Raw genomic sequence first — 19594 nt, 5'->3', positions numbered from 1 at the left:
TTATTCGGCGAACGCCATCCCATGCTTCTCTTTAGTAGTCTTCACCGCTTCCAGCACCGCCAGCAGGCAATCATCACGATAGCGCTCCAACGCCGAAATGCTGTGCGTGCCCAGCTGATCACTGGTGCCATCCACCACATCATCGATCAACTTGTCTGTCAGTTCCGGCGCCGGCAAATAAGTCCACGGCAACTGCAATGCCGGGCCGAACTGCGCCATGAAGTGGCGCATGCCCGCGTCGCCTCCGGCCAGGGTATAAGTCAGGAACGTACCCATGAACGACCAGCGCAGACCGGCGCCAAAACGAATCGCATCGTCGATTTCACCGGTGGTCGCCACGCCATCGTTGACCAGGTGCAGGGCTTCACGCCACAGCGCTTCGAGCAGGCGGTCGGCGATAAAGCCCGGTACTTCCTTGCGCACATGCAGCGGGCGCATCCCCAAGGATTGGTAAACTTTCATGGCGGCCTGCACGGCTTCAGGGGCAGTGTTTTTGCCACCCACCACTTCCACCAACGGCAACAGATAAACCGGGTTGAACGGGTGCCCGACCACGCAGCGTTCCGGGTGGGTCGAGCTCTCGTAGAATTCACTCGGCAGCAGGCCGGAGGTGCTGGAACCGATCAGGGCATTTGGCTTGGCCGCCGCGCTGATTTTGCTGTGCAGTTCCAGTTTCAGGTCCAGACGTTCCGGCGCGCTTTCCTGAATGAAATCCGCGTCGCGCACGCACTCTTCAATGGTGGCGACAAAGCGCAAGCGATCCTGTGATGCGCCGGGGGCCAGGCCTTGTTTTTCCAGCGCGCCCCAGGCATTGGCGACGCGTTTGCGCAGGGCCGCCTCGGCGCCGGGCGCCGGGTCCCAGGCCACCACGTCGAGGCCGTGGGCGAGGGCGCGGGAGACCCAGCCGCTGCCGATGACACCGCTGCCGAGGGCGGCGAAGGTTTTGATTTCGGTGATAAAGGTCATGGCGACGTCCTGAAAAGATCTGGTGATCCCCTGTAGGAGCCGGCTTGCCGGCGAAGGCGGTGTTTCTGTCACAGAAGATGTGGCGGATGTACCGGCCTCTTCGCTGGCAAGCCAGCTCCTACAGGGGTTATGTGTGGGTTTAGCCGCGCTGGGTCAGGCCCATTTTTGCCCGGCCTTCAGCCGGCGTCAGCACCCGGGCACCGAGGCGACTGAGGATTTCCGTGGCACGTTCGACCAGTTGGCCGTTGGTCGCCAGTACGCCTTTGTCCAGCCACAGGTTGTCCTCCAGGCCGACCCGCACGTTGCCGCCCAGCAGCACCGCTTGTGCGGCCATCGGCATTTGCATGCGGCCGATGCCGAACCCGGCCCAGACGGCGTCTGCCGGCAGGTTGTCGACCATGGCTTTCATGGTGGTGGTGTCCGCCGGGGCGCCCCACGGGATGCCCAGGCACAGCTGAAACAATGGGTTATCCAGCAGGCCTTCCTTGATCATCTGCTTGGCGAACCACAGGTGGCCGGTGTCGAAGATTTCCAGCTCGGCCTTCACGCCCAGCTCTTGAATGCGTTTGGCGCCAGCGCGCAGCTGGGCCGGGGTGGACACGTAGATGGTGTCGCCGTCGCCGAAGTTCAGGGTGCCGCAATCGAGGGTGCAGATTTCCGGCAGCAATGCTTCGACGTGGGCCAGACGGGTCAACGGGCCGACCAGGTCGGTATTGGGGCCGAACTCCATCGGGTTTTCGCCGGCGCCGATTTCCAGATCGCCGCCCATGCCGGCGGTGAGGTTGACGATGATGTCGACGTCCGCCTCGCGGATGCGCTCCATCACTTCGCGGTACAGCGCCACGTCGCGGCTGAATTTGCCGGTTTGCGGGTCGCGAACGTGGCAGTGAACCACGGTGGCACCGGCCTTGGCGGCTTCCACGGCGGACGCGGCGATTTGTTTCGGGGTGACCGGCACGTGTGGGCTTCTGGCGGTCGTGTCGCCAGCACCGGTGAGTGCGCAGGTGATGATGACGTCGTGGTTCATGAGGGGGGTTCCTTGCAGGCGTGATGATTCCGTCCGCAGCCCGGTCGGGCTGCGAATCGGTGGTTCAATCGGGTTTATTTGGTGGTCAATTTCAGGTTGTCAGCCGCCGGTTTGCCATCGAAGGTAGTCACGCCTTCGAGCCAGCGTTGTTTGTCTTGCGGGTGATCCTTCAACCATTGTTTGGCCGACTCGAAGGCGTCCTTGTGCTCCAGCAACGGCTGCATCATCCGGCTCTCGTCTTCGGCGGTGTAGGTCAGGTTGCTCAGCAAACGACCAATGTTCGGGCACTGCTCGGCGTATGTCGGCGAGGTGACGGTCCAGACCGTGGCCATGCCTTCGTTCGGGCCCAGGGCGTCTTCGCTGCCGGTGAGGTAAGTCATCTGCACGTTGACGTTCATCGGGTGTGGCGCCCAACCGAAGAACACCACCGCTTCCTTGCGCCGCACGGCGCGATCCACCGCGGCGAGCATGCCGGCCTCACTGGACTCGACCAGCTGGAACTTGCCGAGGCCAAACTGATTCTTGGCGATCATCGCCTTGATCTGGGTGTTGGCGCCCGAGCCAGGCTCGATGCCGTAGATCTTGCCGCCCAGCTCTTTCTGGAACTTGGCGATGTCGGCAAAGGTTTTCAGGCCCTTGTCGGCGAGATAAGTCGGAACGGCGAGGGTGGCGCGGGCATCTTTCAGGCTGGGCGCTTCCAGCACCTTGACTTGATTGGCCTGGACGAAAGGCGTGATGGTCTGCGTCATCAACGGGTTCCAGTAGCCCAGGAACAGGTCCAGGCGCTGGTCGCGGATCCCGGCGAAGATGATTTGCTGGGATGCGCTGGTTTGTTTGGTGTTGTAGCCGAGGCCGTCGAGCAGCACCTGGGTCATGGCGCTGGTGGCGATCACGTCGGTCCAGTTCACGACGCCCATGCGCACGTTCTGGCACGATGCAGGTTCGGCCGCCATGACACCGGCGCTCAATAAGGCGGTACCGCTGAGTGCAAGAACACAGCTGCTGATCAGTCGTTTCATGTCGGGTTCCTCGGCAGACGTTATTGTGGGTTCCGGCATCTTCGTGCGCCGGTAATGACAAGTTACGCAGCATAGACCCCGTGGAAGCGCACTACGGCGACCAGCTCTTGCACTGCAGCGACCTGTGCCCTTGAATGCCGCGTGCAACTGGCGTATCAACGTCGACACGCTTCCGCCTCTCGTTACCTGCCAGTCGAGTGCGCTCCATGTCCCAGGATTTCTACTTTTTGTTGATGCCGGGTTTCTCGGCCATCGGCTTCATCTCGGCCATCGAGCCGCTGCGGGTCGCCAATCGCTTTCGCGGCGAGCTGTATCGCTGGCATGTGCTGAGCGCCGACGGTGGCGCGGTATTGGCCAGCAACGGCATGTCGGTCAACGCCGACGCCGCGCTGGAACCGCTGAAAAAAGGTGCAACCCTATTGGTGGTCGCCGGTTTCGAACCGCTGAAATTCGCCACCCCGGCCCTGGAGCACTGGTTGCGCCGCCTGGACAACGAAGGCGTGACCCTCGGCGCCATCGACACCGGCAGCTTCGTCCTCGCCGAGGCCGGCCTGCTCGACGGCCATCGCCTGACCTTGCACTGGGAAGCCATCGACGCGTTCAAGGAGTCCTACCCGCAGCTCAGCGTTACCCAGGAGCTGTTCGAGATCGACCGGCGGCGTATCACTTCAGCGGGCGGCACCGCGTCCATCGACCTGATGCTCGACCTCATCGGTCAGGCCCACGGCCCGGAACTGGCGATCCAGGTCAGCGAACAATTCGTGCTCGGCCGCATCCGCCCGCGCAAAGACCACCAGCGCATGGAAGTCGCCACGCGTTATGGCATCAGGAACAAGAAACTGGTGCAGGTGATTGGGGAGATGGAGCAGCACAGTGAGCCGCCGTTGAGCACGCTGGAACTGGCAGAATCGATCAAGGTGACGCGCCGGCAGCTGGAGCGGTTGTTTCGCCTGCATTTGAACGACACGCCGAGCAACTTCTACCTGCGCTTGCGGCTGGAAAAGGCCCGGCAGTTGTTGCGTCAGACCGACATGAGCGTGCTGGAGGTGAGTATCGCGTGCGGGTTTGAGTCGCCGTCGTATTTCACCCGCAGTTATCGGGCGCGGTTTGCGCGGTGCCCGCGGGAAGACCGGCGACAAACCCAGAAAGCATAACGCCGTTCCTGTAGGAGCCGGCTTGCCGGCGAAGGCGGCGTAACAGTCAACATTGATGTTGAATGTGATGGCCTCTTCGCTGGCAAGCCAGCTCCTACAGGATGTGTGTCATTACTTTTTCATCAACGCCGAACACGCCGCCTTGTACGCCTCATGCTGATACTTGTTCAACGTCGCCGGCAGCTCGAAATCGAACTTTTTGTTCTGCGCATTGATGGTCTGCGGCGACAGCAGCGTCACCTCGCAATTTTCCAGCAACTGGAAAACCCCTTCGATCTTGAACGTGGTCGGCCCTCCGGCAAATTCGCCTTTCTTGCTGCGTTTCTTGATCGCGATCCGATCGATGGAGTTCTCGCGCACAAACGACGCCACTTGAGCCGCAAACACTTTGACGTTTGCCGCCTCGTCGTCATCCTCCAAGGCGATTTTCTTGGTGGCCAGGGCGACATGGCTCAGCGCCAGACCGTCGAGGGAGGCCAACGCGATAATCGCTTCGCTGCCTTTGATTTCGATGCCGCAGATAATCATTTCAATCCCTTTTTCCGATGCTGGCGTGCAGGTTACAGCTCTAACTGGTTGGCGGTGATGCCAAACGCCGCGGCAATTTTCTCACGGGTCGCCCTGCGAGGCTTGGCGACGGTTTCTTGCTGGGCGAAGGCCGGCTGGGAAATGCCCATGCGCTTGGCCACTTCGTCCTGTGTAAGGCTGAGGTGTTCGCGCCAGGCGCGAATAGGCGTTGCACCGTCGACGATGCGACTGACCACCTCGTGGGGAATCAGATCGGGCTCGATCTTTTGCGCCACATACTGGGCGTAGGGGATGACCACGAACGCAGGGTTTCCCTCTGCGTCGTTGATGATTTGAACGTCAGCAGGTGCGTTCATCGCGTTTTTTGACCTCTTGAATACTGATCACTTTAATTGCGCCGTCCCAGTCGAACATAACCCGATAATTGCCCACACGCAGACGATAGGAGCAGTCATGACCAACCAGTGCTTTGACTTTGCCTACATCAGGCATGCCAGCCAGCACCGTGACGGCATCACGTACCTGGATCTGATGAGCGGAGTGCAATTTCAACAGTTGCTTAACGGCCTTTCGCGTCCAGTGGATGCTGTTCATAGGAGAATATAAGTCTTTTATAAGATTTGCCAATCTTTGCTTATATTTCGACAGCGTCCAACCAGCGAATCATGTCGGCATGGTGCCCGAATAGTATGGTTAGACAGTGGCGGGAGGGGCCTTGTAGTCTTAGTAAACCGATGTCGTAGGAAAAAGGGCCTTATCTAAGATTGAAAGCTGACAATAGCGCCAGCTTCCCACAGGCCATCAGGATTACTCCTGCCCGATCGATTCCAGAAACTCCGACCGCTCATCACTCATCCGCGCCACGCAATCATTCTGCGCAATGGTGAACGCCTTGCTGCCGCTGGTCGCCGGAAACGCCTCGACGGCGCAATCGGTGTCCCGGGTTTTCAGCCACTGTTGCTGGGCCGCCTTGAGCTTGGCGGTGATGTCGGTCAGTTGCGCCGGGTTCTTGCCGTAGCGCATCTGCATGCGCTCGGTCAGGCTTTTGTAGTTTTCGCTCAGCAGGTCTTCGGCAGTGGTTCTGCTGTAGGCCGAGCATTCCAGAGTCTGGATGTCGTTTTCGACGGCGTCGCAGGGGTTGTCGTCGGCCTCTTCAGCCGCCTGCGCGCCGGTCGCTATCAGTGCCAAAGCCAGGATGATCGATTTCATTGCGTCGCCGCCCCTAAATCCAGTTAAAAAACCCAGTGATGCAACGGATTCTGGCGCAAGCGGACGGGCTTGAACAGGTGGCTTATCCGGCCGGTGGACGGCCCTTTGTCGCGGATTGACGCTTTCGGCAATTCCCCTGTCGTTTTTGCACCCGGCTGCCAAGGCACCGAGGCATATGCTGGCCCCAAAGCGCCGGCACACGATTCGGCGCATGAATCGCTAATAGGGGACAGCCTGATGAGCCCAGCCGAATTGCACGCCGACAGCATCGTTATCGACGGGCTGATTATTGCCAAGTGGAACCGCGAGCTGTTTGAAGACATGCGCAAGGGCGGTCTGACCGCGGCCAACTGCACCGTGTCGGTGTGGGAGGGCTTCCAGGCCACCGTCAACAATATCGCCGCCAGTCAGAAGCTGATCCGCGAGAACAGCGACCTGGTGATTCCGGTGCGCACCACCGCCGACATCCGCAAGGCCAAGGAGCAGGGCAAGACCGGCATCCTGTTCGGCTTCCAGAATGCCCACGCCTTCGAAGACCAGATCGGCTATGTCGAGGTGTTCAAGCAGCTGGGCGTCGGTATCGTGCAGATGTGCTACAACACCCAGAACCTGGTCGGTACCGGTTGCTACGAACGTGACGGCGGCCTGTCGGGTTTCGGTCGCGAAATCGTCGCCGAGATGAACCGCGTCGGCGTGATGTGCGACCTGTCCCACGTCGGTTCCAAGACTTCCGAGGAAGTCATCCTCGAGTCGAAGAAACCGGTGTGCTACTCCCATTGCCTGCCGTCGGGCCTGAAAATCCACCCGCGCAACAAATCCGATGAAGAGCTTAAGTTTATTGCCGATCACGGCGGTTTCGTCGGCGTGACCATGTTCGCGCCGTTCCTGGCCAAGGGCATCGATTCGACCATCGACGATTACGCCGAAGCCATCGAATACACCATGAACATCGTCGGCGAAGACGCCATCGGCATCGGCACCGACTTCACCCAGGGCCATGGCCAGGACTTTTTCGAATACCTGACCCATGACAAGGGCTACGCCCGCCGCCTGACCAGCTTCGGCAAGATCATCAACCCGCTGGGCATCCGCACCGTCGGCGAGTTCCCGAACCTGACCGAAACCCTGCTCAAGCGCGGCCATTCCGAGCGCGTGGTGCGCAAGATCATGGGCGAGAACTGGGTCAACGTCTTGAAAGATGTCTGGGGCGAATAAGCCGCCGCACTTCTGAATCCTTTCCTGCGGCCATCCGCGCCGCAGGCAACACCAAAATTTTTCTGGAGTTAAGTTTCCATGGCCAAGATCGCCCCGCAATTGCCTATCGAAGTCGACAGCGAGACCGGTGTCTGGACCTCCGACGCCCTGCCGATGCTGTACGTACCGCGGCACTTCTTCGTCAACAACCACATGGGCATCGAGGAAGTGCTGGGCGCCGACGCCTACGCCGACATCCTCTACAAGGCCGGCTACAAGTCCGCCTGGCACTGGTGTGAAAAAGAAGCCGAATGCCATGGCCTGGAAGGCGTCGCGGTGTTCGAGCACTACATGAAGCGCCTGTCGCAACGCGGCTGGGGCCTGTTCAAGATCCAGGACATCGACCTCGACAAAGGCACCGCCAGCGTCAAGCTCGAGCACTCCGCATTTGTCTACGTGTATGGCAAGGTCGGGCGCAAGGTCGACTACATGTTCACGGGCTGGTTTGCCGGGGCCATGGACCAGATCCTGCAAGCCCGTGGCAGCCAGATCCGCACGGTTGCCGAACAAGTCTACGGTGGCTCCGAAGAAGGCCACGACGACGGTTTATTCACCGTCAAGCCGTTGTAAGTCGAGGATCCCGCCATGGCTTTCGAAGCAATGTTCCAGCCGATCCAGATCGGCAAACTGACCATCCGCAACCGCGTGCTCAGCACCGCGCACGCCGAGGTCTACGCGACCGACGGCGGCATGACCACCGACCGGTACGTCAAGTATTACGAAGAGAAAGCCAAGGGCGGGATCGGCCTGGCGATTTGCGGCGGTTCCTCGGTGGTGGCCATCGACAGCCCGCAGGAGTGGTGGAGTTCGGTGAACCTCTCCACCGACCGCATCATTCCGCACTTCCAGAATCTCGCCGACGCCATGCACAAGCACGGCGCCAAGATCATGATCCAGATTACCCACATGGGCCGTCGCTCGCGTTGGGACGGCTTTAACTGGCCGACGCTGATGTCGCCCTCGGGCGTGCGCGAGCCGGTGCACCGTGCCACCTGCAAGACCATCGAGCCGGAAGAAATCTGGCGGGTGATCGGCAACTACGCGCAGGCAGCCCGCCGGGCCAAGGCCGGGGGCCTGGATGGCGTCGAACTGTCCGCTGTGCACCAGCACATGATCGACCAGTTCTGGAGCCCGCGCGTCAACAAACGTACCGATGAATGGGGCGGCAGTTTCGAGAATCGCATGCGCTTCGGCCTCGAAGTGCTCAAGGCCGTGCGGGCCGAAGTCGGGCCGGATTTCTGCGTCGGCATCCGCCTGTGCGGTGACGAGTTCCACCCGGACGGCTTGTCCCACGAGGACATGAAACAGATCGCCAAGTACTACGACGATACCGGCATGCTGGACTTCATCGGCGTCGTGGGTTCGGGTTGCGACACCCACAACACCCTGGCGAACGTGATTCCGAACATGAGTTATCCGCCGGAGCCGTTCCTGCACCTGGCGGCCGGTATCAAGGAAGTGGTCAAGGCGCCGGTGTTGCACGCGCAGAACATCAAGGACCCGAACCAGGCGACCCGTATCCTGGAAGGCGGTTACGTCGATATGGTCGGCATGACCCGCGCCCACATCGCCGACCCGCACCTGATCGCCAAGATCAAGATGGGCCAGATCGACCAGATCAAACAATGCGTCGGCGCCAACTACTGCATCGACCGGCAATACCAGGGCCTGGATGTGTTGTGCATCCAGAACGCCGCGACATCCCGCGAGTACATGGGCCTGCCGCACATCATCGAAAAGACCACGGGCGTGAAACGCAAGGTCGTGGTGGTCGGCGCCGGTCCTGCCGGGATGGAAGCCGCCCGTGTGGCCGCCGAGCGTGGCCACGACGTGACCTTGTTCGAGAAAAAGGAGTTCATCGGCGGGCAGATCACCACCGCGTCGAAAGCACCGCAACGGGACCAGATCGCCGGTATCACGCGCTGGTACCAGCTGGAGCTGGCACGCTTGAAAGTCGACCTGCGCCTGGGCGTGGCGGCCGATGCGCCGACCATTCTCGATCTGCGCCCGGACGTGGTGGTGCTCGCCGTCGGCGGTCATCCCTTCATCGAGCAGAACGAGCACTGGGGCGCGGCTGAAGGCCTGGTGGTCAGCAGCTGGGACATCCTCGACGGCAAGGTTGCGCCGGCCAAGAACGTGTTGGTCTACGACACCATTTGCGAGTTCACCGGCATGTCGACCGCCGATTTCCTCGCCGACAAAGGCAGCCAGGTCGAGATCGTCACCGACGACATCAAGCCCGGCGTGGCGATCGGCGGCACATCGTTCCCGACCTACTACCGCAGCATGTACCCGAAAGAAGTGATCATGACCGGCGACATGATGCTGGAGAAGGTCTACCGCGAAGGCGACAAGCTGATCGCGGTACTGGAAAACGAATACACCGACGCCAAAGAGGAGCGGGTGGTGGACCAGGTGGTCATCGAAAACGGCGTGCGCCCGGACGAAGAGATCTACTACGCGATGAAGGAAGGTTCACGCAACAAGGGCCAGATCGACGTCGAAGCCCTGTTCGCGATCAAGCCGCAACCTTCGTTGAGCCAACCGGGCGACGGCTACTTGCTGTTCCGCATCGGCGACTGCGTGGCGCAGCGTAACGTGCACGCGGCGATCTACGACGCCCTGCGGCTGTGCAAGGATTTCTAAGAGCTTGTGGATAACCCTTGTAGGAGCGAGCTTGCTCGCGATGGACGTGAACGATGACGCGGGGAGTCTGTTTTAACGCGACGTTCTCAGGTTTTTCGCGAGCAAGCTCGCTCCTACACAGGGCATCGGGCAAGGCATCCAGGTAGTTTGGCCTGCAAGACCGTGCGGTCTTTGGGAGCTTCACCATGTTGAACACCCTTCTTCCAATCCTGTTGTTCGCTGCCCTGGGCCTGGCTGTCCTGGGCGCGTTGCGGCGGGTGGCTATGTGGCGCCGGGGCCGGGCTTCGAAAGTCGACCTGATCGGCGGCCTGTTCGCCATGCCCAAGCGCTACATGGTCGACTTGCACCATGTCGTCGCGCGGGACAAATACATTGCCAACACCCACGTGGCCACAGCCGGTGGTGCGGTGGCGTCCATTGTGCTGGCGATTCTGGTTCACGGTTTCGGCCTGCACAGCCGCATTCTCGGTGCTGCCCTGTTGATTGCCTCGGCGGTGATGTTCGTCGGCGCGATTTTCATGTACCTGCGTCGTCGCAACCCACCGGCTCGCCTGTCCAAAGGGCCATGGATGCGTCTGCCGAAAAGCCTGTTGGCATTCTCGGCGAGCTTCTTCCTGTTGACCCTGCCGGTCGCCGGCATCCTTCCGGAAAACTTCGGCGGTTGGGTGGTGGCGGCGATCCTCGGCGTCGGTGTGCTGTGGGGCGTATCGGAATTGTTTTTCGGCATGACCTGGGGCGGGCCGATGAAGCACGCCTTCGCCGGTGCTTTGCACCTGGCCTGGCACCGTCGCGCCGAGCGTTTTGGCGGCGGCCGTTCCACCGGTTTGAAACCGCTGGACCTGAACGATCCGAGCGCGCCGCTGGGCGTGGAAAAACCCAAGGATTTCACCTGGAACCAACTGCTCGGCTTCGACGCCTGCGTGCAGTGCGGTAAATGCGAAGCCGCGTGCCCGGCATTTGCCGCCGGCCAGCCGCTGAACCCGAAAAAACTGATCCAGGACATGGTGGTCGGCCTGGCCGGTGGCACCGACGCCAAGTTCGCCGGCAGCCCGTATCCCGGCAAAGCCATCGGCGAACACGCCGGTAACCCGCATCAACCGATCGTCAACGGCCTGGTGGACGCCGAAACCTTGTGGTCCTGCACCACCTGCCGCGCCTGCGTCGAAGAATGCCCGATGATGATCGAGCACGTCGATGCCATCGTCGACATGCGTCGCCATCTGACCCTGGAAAAAGGCGCGACCCCGAACAAGGGCGCCGAAGTCCTGGAGAACCTGATCGCCACCGACAACCCGGGCGGCTTCGCCCCGGGCGGGCGGATGAACTGGGCGGCGGACTTGAACCTGAACCTGCTCAGCGAGAAGAAATCGGTCGACGTGCTGTTCTGGGTCGGCGACGGTGCCTTCGACATGCGCAACCAGCGCACCTTGCGCGCCTTCGTCAAAGTGCTGAAAGCGGCCAAGGTCGACTTCGCCGTACTGGGGCTCGAAGAGCGCGACAGCGGCGACGTTGCCCGCCGCCTGGGTGACGAAGCGACCTTCCAGTTGCTGGCCAAACGCAACATCCAGACCCTGGCCAAATACAGCTTCAACCGCATCGTGACCTGCGACCCGCACAGCTTCCACGTGCTGAAAAACGAGTACGGCGCCTTCGACGGCAACTACCTCGTGCAGCACCACAGCACCTACATGGCGGAAATCATCGGCGCTGGCGCCCTGAGCCTCGGCCAGCACAAAGGCAGCAGCGTGACCTATCACGACCCGTGCTACCTCGGCCGCTACAACGGCGAATACGAGGCGCCGCGTGAAGTGCTGCGCGCCCTCGGGATTGAGGTGAAAGAGATGCAACGCTCCGGTTTCCGCTCGCGCTGCTGCGGCGGTGGCGGCGGTGCGCCGATCACCGACATTCCGGGCAAGCAACGTATCCCCGACATGCGCATGGACGACATCCGCGAAACCGGCGCCGAACTGGTGGCCGTGGGTTGCCCGCAATGCACCGCGATGCTCGAAGGAGTGGTCGAACCCCGTCCGTTGATCAAGGACATCGCCGAACTGGTCGCCGATGCCTTGCTCGAAGACGGTGCCCCAAGCAAACCCATTGCGCCGGCCAAACGTGAAGAACCTGCGGAGGCCCACTGATGAGCGACATTATCCGCCGCGACCCACGCGCCGAATGGATTGCCCGCAACCGCCTGCATCCGCTGCATGCGGCGATGCAACCGGTGCAACACAGCTGGATGGGACCTAACGGCATCATCCGCAAGAATCCCCATGGCATTGGTTTTATCGGTCCCAACGGTATCAAGCGCATCGACCGCAGCGGCGCCCAGCAGGGCGGGGCGAGCAAACGCTCGGCCGCGGTTGAAGTGCAATTGCCGTTGCATCAGGTGCCTGCACCTGCGTTCTACATCAGCGTGGTGCCGGACATGGTCGGTGGCCGCTTGAGCAGCCATGACCGCGACCTGCTCGGCCTGGCGCATCAACTGGCCGGCAAGGACGGCGCGGTATTGGCCGTGGTCTTCGGTGAACACAAGGAAAATGCCTTCGCCACCGCGGGCGTCGATCGCTTGCTGGTGCTCGATGGCGATGAATTCAGCGGTTATGCACCGGAACAACGGGTCCAGGGCCTGCGGGCTGTGGATAACCAGTTCAGCCCGCGCCACTGGTTGCTGCCGGACAGTCGCACCGGTGGCGGCGAACTGGGTCGACGCTTTGCCGCAGCGCTTGGCGAACGCCCGGCCACTCGCATCTGGCAGGTCAAGGATCAGGCATGCATCGGCCGCGCCGGTGCCGGCCTGCAAGATCTGGCACGCCCGGTGGCGCGCTTGATTCTGGCCGCCGTCGAATGTGCCGAACCGGTCAGCGAAACCCGGCATGAGGCGCTGCCGGTGGAGTTATCCACAGCCATCGCGCGCAGTTTGTCGCGCATCGAGGATCTGGGCGCGGTGGCGGTGGACCCGGCGGCCATTCCGATGGCCGAAGCGGAATTCATTTTCTCCGGCGGCAACGGGGTCAAGGATTGGGCTCTGTTCCACCAGACCGCCGCCGCCCTTGGCGCTACCGAAGGCGCGTCCCGCGTGGCGGTGGACGATGGTTTCATGGCCCGCGACCGTCAGGTCGGCGCGTCCGGCACCTGGGTCACTGCGCGGGTCTACGTGGCGGTGGGGATTTCCGGGGCGATCCAACACCTGCAAGGCATCGGTGCCTGCGACAAGGTGGTGGCGATCAACCTCGACCCTGGCTGCGACATGATCAAACGGGCCGACCTGTCGGTGATCGGCGAGAGCGCCGAGATACTTCAAGCCTTGATCGCGGCGGTAGAGGCCTACCGCAACGAAGCCAAGCGCGATGCGGCTTAAGGGAAGGAAAGGGTTATGAGCACGAAAATCATCAGCCTGGTGTCCATCGGCGCCCACCCGACCTCCGGCCGGCCACGTCGCGCGGAGCAGGATGCGCGGGCGGTGGAACTGGGCTTGCAACTGGCTGGGGATAACTTGCAAGTGCTGCATGCCGGCGATGTTGCCGAACCTGCGCTGCGGGCGTATCTGGGCATGGGCCTGGAACAGCTGCATGTACTGGAGCAACCTGCAGGCGCCGATGCGTTGCCCGCATTGACCGCCTATTTACGTGACGCCGGCGCTCAGGTCGTATTGACCGGCAGCCAGGCGGAAACCGGCGAAGGCTCGGGCATGCTGCCGTTCCTGCTGGCCGAAAGTCTTGGCTGGCCGCTGGTGGTGGGGCTGGCCCAGGTTGAATCCATCGACGGCAGTTCGGCCCTGGTGCTGCAAGCCTTGCCCCGGGGTCAGCGTCGTCGGTTGAAAGTGCGGTTGCCGTTTCTCGCCACTGTGGATAACGCCGCGCCGAAGCCTCGGCAGAGCGCCTACGGCCCGGCTCGGCGTGGCGTGTTGCAGGCCGACGAAGTTGAAGTGGTCGATGATGAGTTACTGGCTGTTGCGACGCTGCAACCGGCCAAGCCACGGCCCAAGCGCTTGAAGGTGATCAAGGCCAAGAGCGGCGCGGACCGGATGAAGGCGGCCACGGCCAAGGCCAGTGGCGGTGGTGGGCAGGTGCTCAAAGGGCTGAGTCCCGAGGCGGGGGCTGAGGCCATTCTCAAGCTGCTGATCGAAGAAGGCGTGGTCCGCTAGCGTTGAGCTTCAACAGCAACAACCAGATATATAAGCATCCCTTCGGCGCGTTGTAGCGTCTGCAGCGTCCGTGTAAAAACGGACGTTCGATGTCCTGTGGAGTCAGGTAAATGGCAGTTGAATTTCGTTCGGCCGTGCGTGCGGACGCGCGGGAAATAGCCCGTTTGTTTCAGATCACATCAGAGGGGGCTGCGGATTACATCTGGAGCCAATTGGCGCAGCCCGGTCAGGAACTGCTGGATGTCGGCGCCATTCGATATGCCCGCGACGACGTGGACTTCTCCTGGCAGAACTGCCTTATCGCCGAGTCGAACGACCAGGTCATTGGCATGATGCACAGCTACGTGATGCGTCACGATCCGCTGGCGGAGCCGACCACGGACCCGGTCCTGGCGCCCTACGCGACGATGGAAATCCCCGACACCCTCTACATTTCCAGCCTGGCGCTGCATGAGGGCTGGCGCAACCAGGGGTTGGGCAAGCAATTTCTCGCCTATGCCTACGACCGTGCCAACCAGCTCGGCCTCAATGGCTTGAGCCTGATCGATTACGCCGCGAACACCGGCGCCCGCCGATTTTATGAGCGACATGGCTTTCGTATCGTCGATACCTGCCAGATAACGCCGCATCCGCTGATTCGGGTGACGGGTGAGGCCTATCTGATGTATCGGCCGTAGGATGGGGGGTGCGGCTCCTCTTCGTCGGGTTTGCGGGTGATCCTAGCAGAACTGCTAGTGTCGGTTTTACGGGTGGTTTGTTACGTTGCTGGACAGTTCATGCCCGCTTACCCTGAGCGGGGTGATCGCCGGTTCACCCGCGAATTTGCTGTAACACTGCGGGTCCATTACGCCAGCAAAAGGACGCTGCCGATGCCCGCTCTTCGTCAAACCCGAGGTCTTGTCCGCTCTCCTGCGGCGGCCTTTTCGCGAACCCTGTTGCTGGCGCCTGATCTGCAACAAACCATTCTCGCGGAACTCGACCGCACGGGTCCGAATCGTCTTGGCTATACCCCCTATGGTTCCCGGAGCAGCCTGCTTGCAGCGCAAAGCAGCCTTGGCTTCAGTGGGCAGCTCATGGAGCGGCCAACGGGCTGGTATCACCTGGGCAATGGCCATCGTGTGTATAACCCGGTGTTGATGCGCTTTCATAGCCCGGACCGGTTGAGTCCGTTTGGTCGTGGCGGGCTGAATCCCTATGTCTATTGTTCGGGCTCCCCCATTAATCGAGTCGATCCATCGGGTAAATCCTGGCTGTCAGTGCTTGGGAGTGTTGTAGGTTCCGGGTTGAACCTGATTTTCGCGGGTGCAGCGGTCAATAGGGCCGCAGCGGCAATCGTCAGTAACACCACTCCAGCTTGGCTTACGCGGGTTGGTAATACGCTCAGTTTTTGGGGGGGCGCCACAGGCCTGCCAGCTCGTACTGTGGGAATACCTGAAGCGTTGGCCCAGGCGATGCCAAGCACTTCGAGATCACTGGTATCGAACGCGGGCACGATTCTTAGCCAGGTATCCACCGGTGCGGGTGCTGTCATGCAGAATTTCGCTAGCGCCGGTCAATGGATCACGAGGGCTCGCGCCAATGGACAGTCGACATTGAGCGTGTTGTGGGAGGCAGGCAAGGAGGCAAGCGGATGGAACCTGGTCCGCAGACAAGCGCCTGGTCGAGTCCCGGTCAGAATGCCAGACGTGCCTTTGAGCCAAGTCCGGGTGGAATCCGCAGGCGCAGTCAACCCGCAAGTAGTGCCCTCTGACCCGGTGGATGTTGTCAGTTCAATACGTCAACTGAGATAGTTATCCCAGGGGTGCCGTTTACTTGCCCACAATCTCTGTTAGCGCTTCTGTGGATAACCTGTTCGCCCCTGGCTCCAGCCTATGTAAACCAAGCCCTGCAGCCCGTCGTACAAAAAACACTCAGCCTAACCCACGGTTTTTTCGAGCTTTTTCAAGAGGATAAGTTTGTCGGCGAGCCAATACTTGCCCCCAATCTCTGTTGGCGCTTCTGTGGATAAGATGTTTGCTTTCGGCTACAAGCCATATAAACCGGGCTTCTTAGGTGTCTGATTAAAAAACAGCCAAATCAGCGTTTTATTCTTGAATACCCTGCGCAAACCCCGATTTATCGCGGGTTTGCGTGGTTTTCCACAGATCGACCATAGTTGCCCCCAAAGTCTGTTGGCGCTTCTGTGGATAAGGTGTTCGCCATCCTCTGGGGGCCAGGTAAACCGTGGCTTACAGGCTTTAGATCAAAAAACAACCAATTATCGCCAGGAACCCTGTATCCAGATAAGTCACGGATTTTCTTCGCATTCTGTGAATAAAATTTCCACCAATTGCACACTTGTCCCCATTAGCTGTGGGTGGAGTTGTGGATAACTTGTTCGCCAAACCCTGTAAGCCACGATCAGCATAGGCCTGAACGCAATAGATCAGATTTCATACAGTTCTAAGGCATGTGTTGATTCAAACCGGTCACCTGTTCGCTTACACGGCACAAGGACAGCTGGCAATAATCCACATCCGGTTCAGGGAGAGCGCGCGATGGATAACCTCAACGTACCCGGATCGGGTGTTGAATGGTTATGTGAAGGTGCGGTGGGTGGGGGAGAGGAGAGCGTTATCGAGGAGTTTATGGGGAGGAGGGGGCGTGCGGTGGTCTTCAAAGTAAAGTAGTGAATGTGCCGGCCTTATCGCGAGCAAGCTCGCTCCCACAGGGGATTGGTGGTGTCACAAATAGTGTGAACGACTTCAATCCCTGTGGGAGCGAGCTTGCTCGCGATGTTTTTGCAGTTAGCCCTGAACCGGGACGCCTTTGAGGTAAGGCGCAGGCTCGGCCCCGAGGTTGTTCAGCAGGCGCTCGCTGTACCAGTCGACAAAATTCACCACACCAAACTCATAGGTCTTGGAATAAGGCCCAGGCTGGTACGCCGTGGAGTTGATCCCGCGCTGGTTCTCTTCCGCCAGGCGACGGTCCTGGTCATTGGTTGCATCCCAGACCTGGCGCATGCGCTCCACGTCATAGTCCACGCCTTCGACCGCGTCCTTGTGCACGACCCACTTGGTGGTGACCATGGTTTCCTGGGCGCTGATCGGCCACACCGTGAAGACGATGATGTGGTCGCCCATGCAGTGGTTCCACGAATGTGGCAAATGCAGGATGCGCATCGAGCCCAGGTCCGGGTTCTTGATGCGACCCATGAGTTTGGCGCAGCCCTGCTTGCCGTCCAGGGTCATCGACACGGTGCCCTTGAGCAGCGGCATGCGCACGATGCGGTTACGCAAGCCGAAGCTGGCGTGGGCGTAAGGAATCTTCTCGGCTTCCCAGGCGGCGGCGGAGGCGGCTACGTGGTCCTTGAACGCCTGGTCGGCCCGCGGGTCGGTGACGTCGTCCCATTCCAGCAGGGTTTTGAGCAGTTCCGGGTGCGAGGCGTTGCAGTGGTAGCACTCGCGGTTGTTCTCCAGCACAAGCTTCCAGTTGGCCTTTTCCATCAAGGTGGTGGTAATCGCCACCTTGGTGTTCTCCATGTCGTACGGTTCCATGTAATGGTTCAGCGTCGCCAGGAAGTCATCGATGGCTGGCGGGTTCTCCGCCAGGCTGATGAAGATGTAGCCGCCGGCGGTCTTCACGCTCACTGGTTTGAGGCCGTATTGCTTCATGTCGAAGTCGGCGCCCATTTCGGTACCGGCGAACAGCAGCCGACCGTCCAGCTCGTATGTCCACTGGTGGTAGTGGCAGACCAGCTTGGCGACCTTGCCCTTTTCACTGGTGCACAGCCGCGAACCACGGTGGCGACAGACGTTGTGGAATGCATGCACCACACCTTCGGCGCCGCGGATCACGATGATCGGGTTCTTGCCGATTTGCAGGGTCAGGTAGTTGCCCTTGGCCGGGATCTCGCAGGTCATGCCGGCGATCAACCACTCTTTCTGGAAGATTTCCTGCATGTCGATATCAAACAGCCGCTCGTCAGAGTAAAACGGCTGCGGCAGCGAAAAAGTGCGCTCGCGCTCCTGCAGCATTTGCGCGGTGGCCTTGCGTGCGGGTTCCAGCGGATCGCCCAGGCTGATTTTTGCGGTGACGTCCATCGATTTGATCCTCATGGCCATTCTGTGTGGCCGGCGAATAGTGGCTGATACGGTTGCTACGCAAGACACAAACAGCATTTATCTGTTGAGGCGAGTGTGGGGCCGGCGCCGCCCGGAACCTTATCCATGGGCGACATGGCCCAATCTGTTCCCGACGCGCAACCCCCGGTAGTTGGGGGCTGGTCGCGATAAGTATGTGAATGTCGCAGATAGGTAAATGGGTGGTTCGCGGTATACGCAGAATCGCCAACATAAGGCCGACCATCGGCGGTGGAGAACAGCATGTCCAACAGCTTCCTGAATCCGGTAACCACCCAGACCTGGGCCAATGGTCGACATATCGTCCGTTGCGTCAAAGTCATCCAGGAAACCTGGGATGTGCGCACCTTCTGCTTCATGGCCGACCAGCCGATCCTGTTCTTCTTCAAACCGGGGCAGTTCGTCACCCTGGAGCTGGAAATAGAAGGCGTGCCGATCATGCGCTCCTATACCATTTCCAGCTCGCCGTCGGTGCCGTACAGCTTTTCGGTGACCATCAAGCGCGTGCCGGGCGGCAAGGTCTCCAACTGGTTGCACGACACCCTGCATGAAGGCCAGGAACTGGCGGTGCACGGACCGGTCGGGCTGTTCAACGCGATGGACTTCACTGCGCCGAAAGTGCTGTACCTCAGTGGCGGCGTCGGCATCACGCCCGTCATGTCCATGGCGCGCTGGTTCTACGACACCAACGGCAACGTCGACATGGTGTTTATCCACAGCGCCCGTTCGCCCAAAGACATCATTTATCACCGCGAGCTGGAACACATGGCGTCGCGGATCGACAACTTCAGCCTGCACCTGATCTGCGAGAAGCATGGCCTGGGTGAGCCATGGGCCGGTTATCGCGGTTACCTGAACCAGAAGATGCTCGAGTTGATGGCGCCGGATTTCCTTGAGCGCGAAGTGTTCTGCTGCGGCCCGACGCCGTACATGAACGCGGTGAAACGCATGCTCGAATCGATCGGTTTCGACATGTCGCGTTATCACGAAGAATCCTTCGGCGCGACGCCACCGGAAGCCCGCGCCGATGCGGTGGAGCAGGCCGAAATCGCCGCGGACGCACCGGACATCGACGTGGCGGATTTGCATCAGGTGGAGTTCACCGCGTCCGGCAAGAGCATTCGCGTGGCACCGGGGGAAACCGTGCACGCCGCTGCTGCCAAGTTGGGCCTGTTGATTCCGAAAGCTTGCGGCATGGGGATTTGCGGGACGTGCAAGGTGTTGAAACTGGGTGGCGAGGTCGAAATGGACCACAACGGCGGGATCACCGAAGAAGACGAAGCGGAAGGGTTCATTCTTTCGTGCTGCAGCGTGCCGAAGGGCGACGTGCGGATCGAGTTCTAATACACCACACAACCTGTGGGAGATTCTATGTTGCAGGGGAACCCTGCAACCTTAAATTCGGCTGGTATTCGCTTTGGTTTTTCATGAGTGCGAATGCCACCCGGCACAGCTTGCGGGCGAGGATGACCAGGGCTTGGGTTTTGCCAAGCCTCAAGCCTTGCAGCGCCCATGAAGACGCCTTC

General features: G+C 60.6%; 18 protein-coding genes and 1 pseudogene. 10 read left to right on the top strand and 9 right to left on the bottom strand.

Features of this window, described 5'->3' with window-relative positions:
- The 3 genes from ELQ88_RS32660 to choX all read right to left on the bottom strand — a co-directional run bounded on the left by ELQ88_RS32660 (position 1) and on the right by choX (position 3012).
- A complete protein-coding gene (locus ELQ88_RS32660) occupies positions 1-966 on the bottom strand; it encodes an L-carnitine dehydrogenase (RefSeq protein WP_128874060.1) in 966 nt (321 codons plus the stop codon).
- Between the two features lie 139 nt (positions 967-1105).
- Positions 1106-1993 carry a 3-keto-5-aminohexanoate cleavage protein gene (locus ELQ88_RS32655; protein WP_128874059.1) on the bottom strand — a complete coding sequence of 296 codons (888 nt, stop codon included), beginning with the start codon at positions 1991-1993 and terminating at the stop codon, positions 1106-1108.
- Positions 1994-2067: 74 nt separating this feature from the next.
- Positions 2068-3012, bottom strand: coding sequence for a choline ABC transporter substrate-binding protein (gene choX / locus ELQ88_RS32650; RefSeq protein WP_128874058.1), 945 nt, complete (start codon positions 3010-3012; stop codon positions 2068-2070).
- Positions 3013-3218: 206 nt separating this feature from the next.
- On the opposite strand from choX, the gene ELQ88_RS32645 reads away from it, so the two are divergent.
- The gene (locus ELQ88_RS32645; RefSeq protein WP_128874057.1) at positions 3219-4166 is read left to right on the top strand and encodes a GlxA family transcriptional regulator; all 948 of its coding nucleotides are present in this window, start codon (positions 3219-3221) and stop codon (positions 4164-4166) included.
- A 111-nt stretch (positions 4167-4277) separates the two neighbouring features.
- On the opposite strand, the gene ELQ88_RS32640 is transcribed toward ELQ88_RS32645, so the two are convergent.
- The 4 genes from ELQ88_RS32640 to ELQ88_RS32625 form a co-directional block, all read right to left on the bottom strand.
- The gene (locus ELQ88_RS32640) at positions 4278-4694 is read right to left on the bottom strand and encodes a DUF3010 family protein (protein ID WP_138969360.1); all 417 of its coding nucleotides are present in this window, start codon (positions 4692-4694) and stop codon (positions 4278-4280) included.
- A 32-nt stretch (positions 4695-4726) separates the two neighbouring features.
- On the bottom strand, positions 4727-5050 hold the full coding sequence (locus ELQ88_RS32635) for a helix-turn-helix transcriptional regulator (RefSeq protein ID WP_138969359.1): 324 nt from the start codon (positions 5048-5050) through the stop codon (positions 4727-4729).
- Positions 5034-5288 carry a type II toxin-antitoxin system RelE/ParE family toxin gene (locus ELQ88_RS32630; RefSeq protein WP_138969358.1) on the bottom strand — a complete coding sequence of 85 codons (255 nt, stop codon included), beginning with the start codon at positions 5286-5288 and terminating at the stop codon, positions 5034-5036. The genes ELQ88_RS32635 and ELQ88_RS32630 overlap by 17 nt, the downstream gene beginning before the upstream one ends.
- A gap of 213 nt (positions 5289-5501) precedes the next feature.
- The gene (locus ELQ88_RS32625; RefSeq protein WP_128874100.1) at positions 5502-5903 is read right to left on the bottom strand and encodes a lysozyme inhibitor LprI family protein; all 402 of its coding nucleotides are present in this window, start codon (positions 5901-5903) and stop codon (positions 5502-5504) included.
- Between the two features lie 237 nt (positions 5904-6140).
- Between ELQ88_RS32625 and ELQ88_RS32620 the strand changes: the two genes are divergently transcribed.
- The 8 genes from ELQ88_RS32620 (at position 6141) to ELQ88_RS32585 (ending at position 15737) form a co-directional block, all read left to right on the top strand.
- Positions 6141-7118 (top strand): dipeptidase, encoded by a 978-nt coding sequence (locus ELQ88_RS32620; protein ID WP_008033250.1) that lies wholly within the window; start codon positions 6141-6143, stop codon positions 7116-7118.
- 78 nt (positions 7119-7196) lie between these two features.
- Positions 7197-7727: a DUF5943 domain-containing protein gene (locus ELQ88_RS32615; protein ID WP_128874052.1), complete on the top strand. Its 531-nt coding sequence runs from the start codon at positions 7197-7199 to the stop codon at positions 7725-7727.
- A 15-nt stretch (positions 7728-7742) separates the two neighbouring features.
- On the top strand, positions 7743-9803 hold the full coding sequence (dgcA, locus tag ELQ88_RS32610) for a dimethylglycine demethylation protein DgcA (RefSeq protein WP_138969357.1): 2061 nt from the start codon (positions 7743-7745) through the stop codon (positions 9801-9803).
- Positions 9804-9988: 185 nt separating this feature from the next.
- Complete coding sequence (dgcB, locus tag ELQ88_RS32605) at positions 9989-11941, top strand: dimethylglycine demethylation protein DgcB (RefSeq protein ID WP_138969356.1); 1953 nt, start codon at positions 9989-9991, stop codon at positions 11939-11941.
- Complete coding sequence (locus tag ELQ88_RS32600) at positions 11941-13161, top strand: electron transfer flavoprotein subunit alpha/FixB family protein (RefSeq protein WP_128874049.1); 1221 nt, start codon at positions 11941-11943, stop codon at positions 13159-13161. The genes dgcB and ELQ88_RS32600 overlap by 1 nt, the downstream gene beginning before the upstream one ends.
- A 15-nt stretch (positions 13162-13176) precedes the next feature.
- Complete coding sequence (locus tag ELQ88_RS32595) at positions 13177-13947, top strand: electron transfer flavoprotein subunit beta (RefSeq protein ID WP_128874048.1); 771 nt, start codon at positions 13177-13179, stop codon at positions 13945-13947.
- A 110-nt stretch (positions 13948-14057) separates the two neighbouring features.
- Positions 14058-14624: a GNAT family N-acetyltransferase gene (locus tag ELQ88_RS32590; RefSeq protein WP_128874047.1), complete on the top strand. Its 567-nt coding sequence runs from the start codon at positions 14058-14060 to the stop codon at positions 14622-14624.
- Positions 14625-14723: 99 nt separating this feature from the next.
- Positions 14724-15737, top strand: a complete 1014-nt coding sequence (locus ELQ88_RS32585; RefSeq protein WP_138969355.1) for an RHS repeat-associated core domain-containing protein — start codon at positions 14724-14726, stop codon at positions 15735-15737.
- 996 nt (positions 15738-16733) lie between these two features.
- Here ELQ88_RS32585 and gbcA read toward each other — a convergent pair.
- On the bottom strand, positions 16734-18029 hold the full coding sequence (gene gbcA / locus ELQ88_RS32580) for a glycine-betaine demethylase subunit GbcA (RefSeq protein ID WP_128874099.1): 1296 nt from the start codon (positions 18027-18029) through the stop codon (positions 16734-16736).
- A 282-nt stretch (positions 18030-18311) separates the two neighbouring features.
- On the opposite strand from gbcA, the gene gbcB reads away from it, so the two are divergent.
- The gene (gene gbcB / locus ELQ88_RS32570) at positions 18312-19412 is read left to right on the top strand and encodes a glycine-betaine demethylase subunit GbcB (RefSeq protein ID WP_128874044.1); all 1101 of its coding nucleotides are present in this window, start codon (positions 18312-18314) and stop codon (positions 19410-19412) included.
- 25 nt (positions 19413-19437) lie between these two features.
- On the opposite strand, the pseudogene ELQ88_RS34920 reads toward gbcB, so the two are convergent.
- Positions 19438-19572, bottom strand: a pseudogene (locus ELQ88_RS34920) (IS110 family transposase); the annotation flags it as partial.
- Positions 19573-19594 lie beyond the last annotated feature (22 nt).

Source organism: Pseudomonas sp. MPC6, assembly GCF_006094435.1.
GTDB lineage: Bacteria > Pseudomonadota > Gammaproteobacteria > Pseudomonadales > Pseudomonadaceae > Aquipseudomonas.
The sequence above is the reverse complement of the archived record's forward strand: the minus strand, read 5'-3'. Positions and strand labels throughout refer to the sequence as shown.

Coding starts and splice junctions, on each gene's coding strand:
- ELQ88_RS32660 (WP_128874060.1), bottom strand. CDS start 966: ATGACCTTTATCACCGAAATCAAAACCTTCGCCGCCCTCGGCAGCGGT.
- ELQ88_RS32655 (WP_128874059.1), bottom strand. CDS start 1,993: ATGAACCACGACGTCATCATCACCTGCGCACTCACCGGTGCTGGCGAC.
- choX (WP_128874058.1), bottom strand. CDS start 3,012: ATGAAACGACTGATCAGCAGCTGTGTTCTTGCACTCAGCGGTACCGCC.
- ELQ88_RS32645 (WP_128874057.1), top strand. CDS start 3,219: ATGTCCCAGGATTTCTACTTTTTGTTGATGCCGGGTTTCTCGGCCATC.
- ELQ88_RS32640 (WP_138969360.1), bottom strand. CDS start 4,694: ATGATTATCTGCGGCATCGAAATCAAAGGCAGCGAAGCGATTATCGCG.
- ELQ88_RS32635 (WP_138969359.1), bottom strand. CDS start 5,050: ATGAACGCACCTGCTGACGTTCAAATCATCAACGACGCAGAGGGAAAC.
- ELQ88_RS32630 (WP_138969358.1), bottom strand. CDS start 5,288: ATGAACAGCATCCACTGGACGCGAAAGGCCGTTAAGCAACTGTTGAAA.
- ELQ88_RS32625 (WP_128874100.1), bottom strand. CDS start 5,903: ATGAAATCGATCATCCTGGCTTTGGCACTGATAGCGACCGGCGCGCAG.
- ELQ88_RS32620 (WP_008033250.1), top strand. CDS start 6,141: ATGAGCCCAGCCGAATTGCACGCCGACAGCATCGTTATCGACGGGCTG.
- ELQ88_RS32615 (WP_128874052.1), top strand. CDS start 7,197: ATGGCCAAGATCGCCCCGCAATTGCCTATCGAAGTCGACAGCGAGACC.
- dgcA (WP_138969357.1), top strand. CDS start 7,743: ATGGCTTTCGAAGCAATGTTCCAGCCGATCCAGATCGGCAAACTGACC.
- dgcB (WP_138969356.1), top strand. CDS start 9,989: ATGTTGAACACCCTTCTTCCAATCCTGTTGTTCGCTGCCCTGGGCCTG.
- ELQ88_RS32600 (WP_128874049.1), top strand. CDS start 11,941: ATGAGCGACATTATCCGCCGCGACCCACGCGCCGAATGGATTGCCCGC.
- ELQ88_RS32595 (WP_128874048.1), top strand. CDS start 13,177: ATGAGCACGAAAATCATCAGCCTGGTGTCCATCGGCGCCCACCCGACC.
- ELQ88_RS32590 (WP_128874047.1), top strand. CDS start 14,058: ATGGCAGTTGAATTTCGTTCGGCCGTGCGTGCGGACGCGCGGGAAATA.
- ELQ88_RS32585 (WP_138969355.1), top strand. CDS start 14,724: ATGCCCGCTTACCCTGAGCGGGGTGATCGCCGGTTCACCCGCGAATTT.
- gbcA (WP_128874099.1), bottom strand. CDS start 18,029: ATGGACGTCACCGCAAAAATCAGCCTGGGCGATCCGCTGGAACCCGCA.
- gbcB (WP_128874044.1), top strand. CDS start 18,312: ATGTCCAACAGCTTCCTGAATCCGGTAACCACCCAGACCTGGGCCAAT.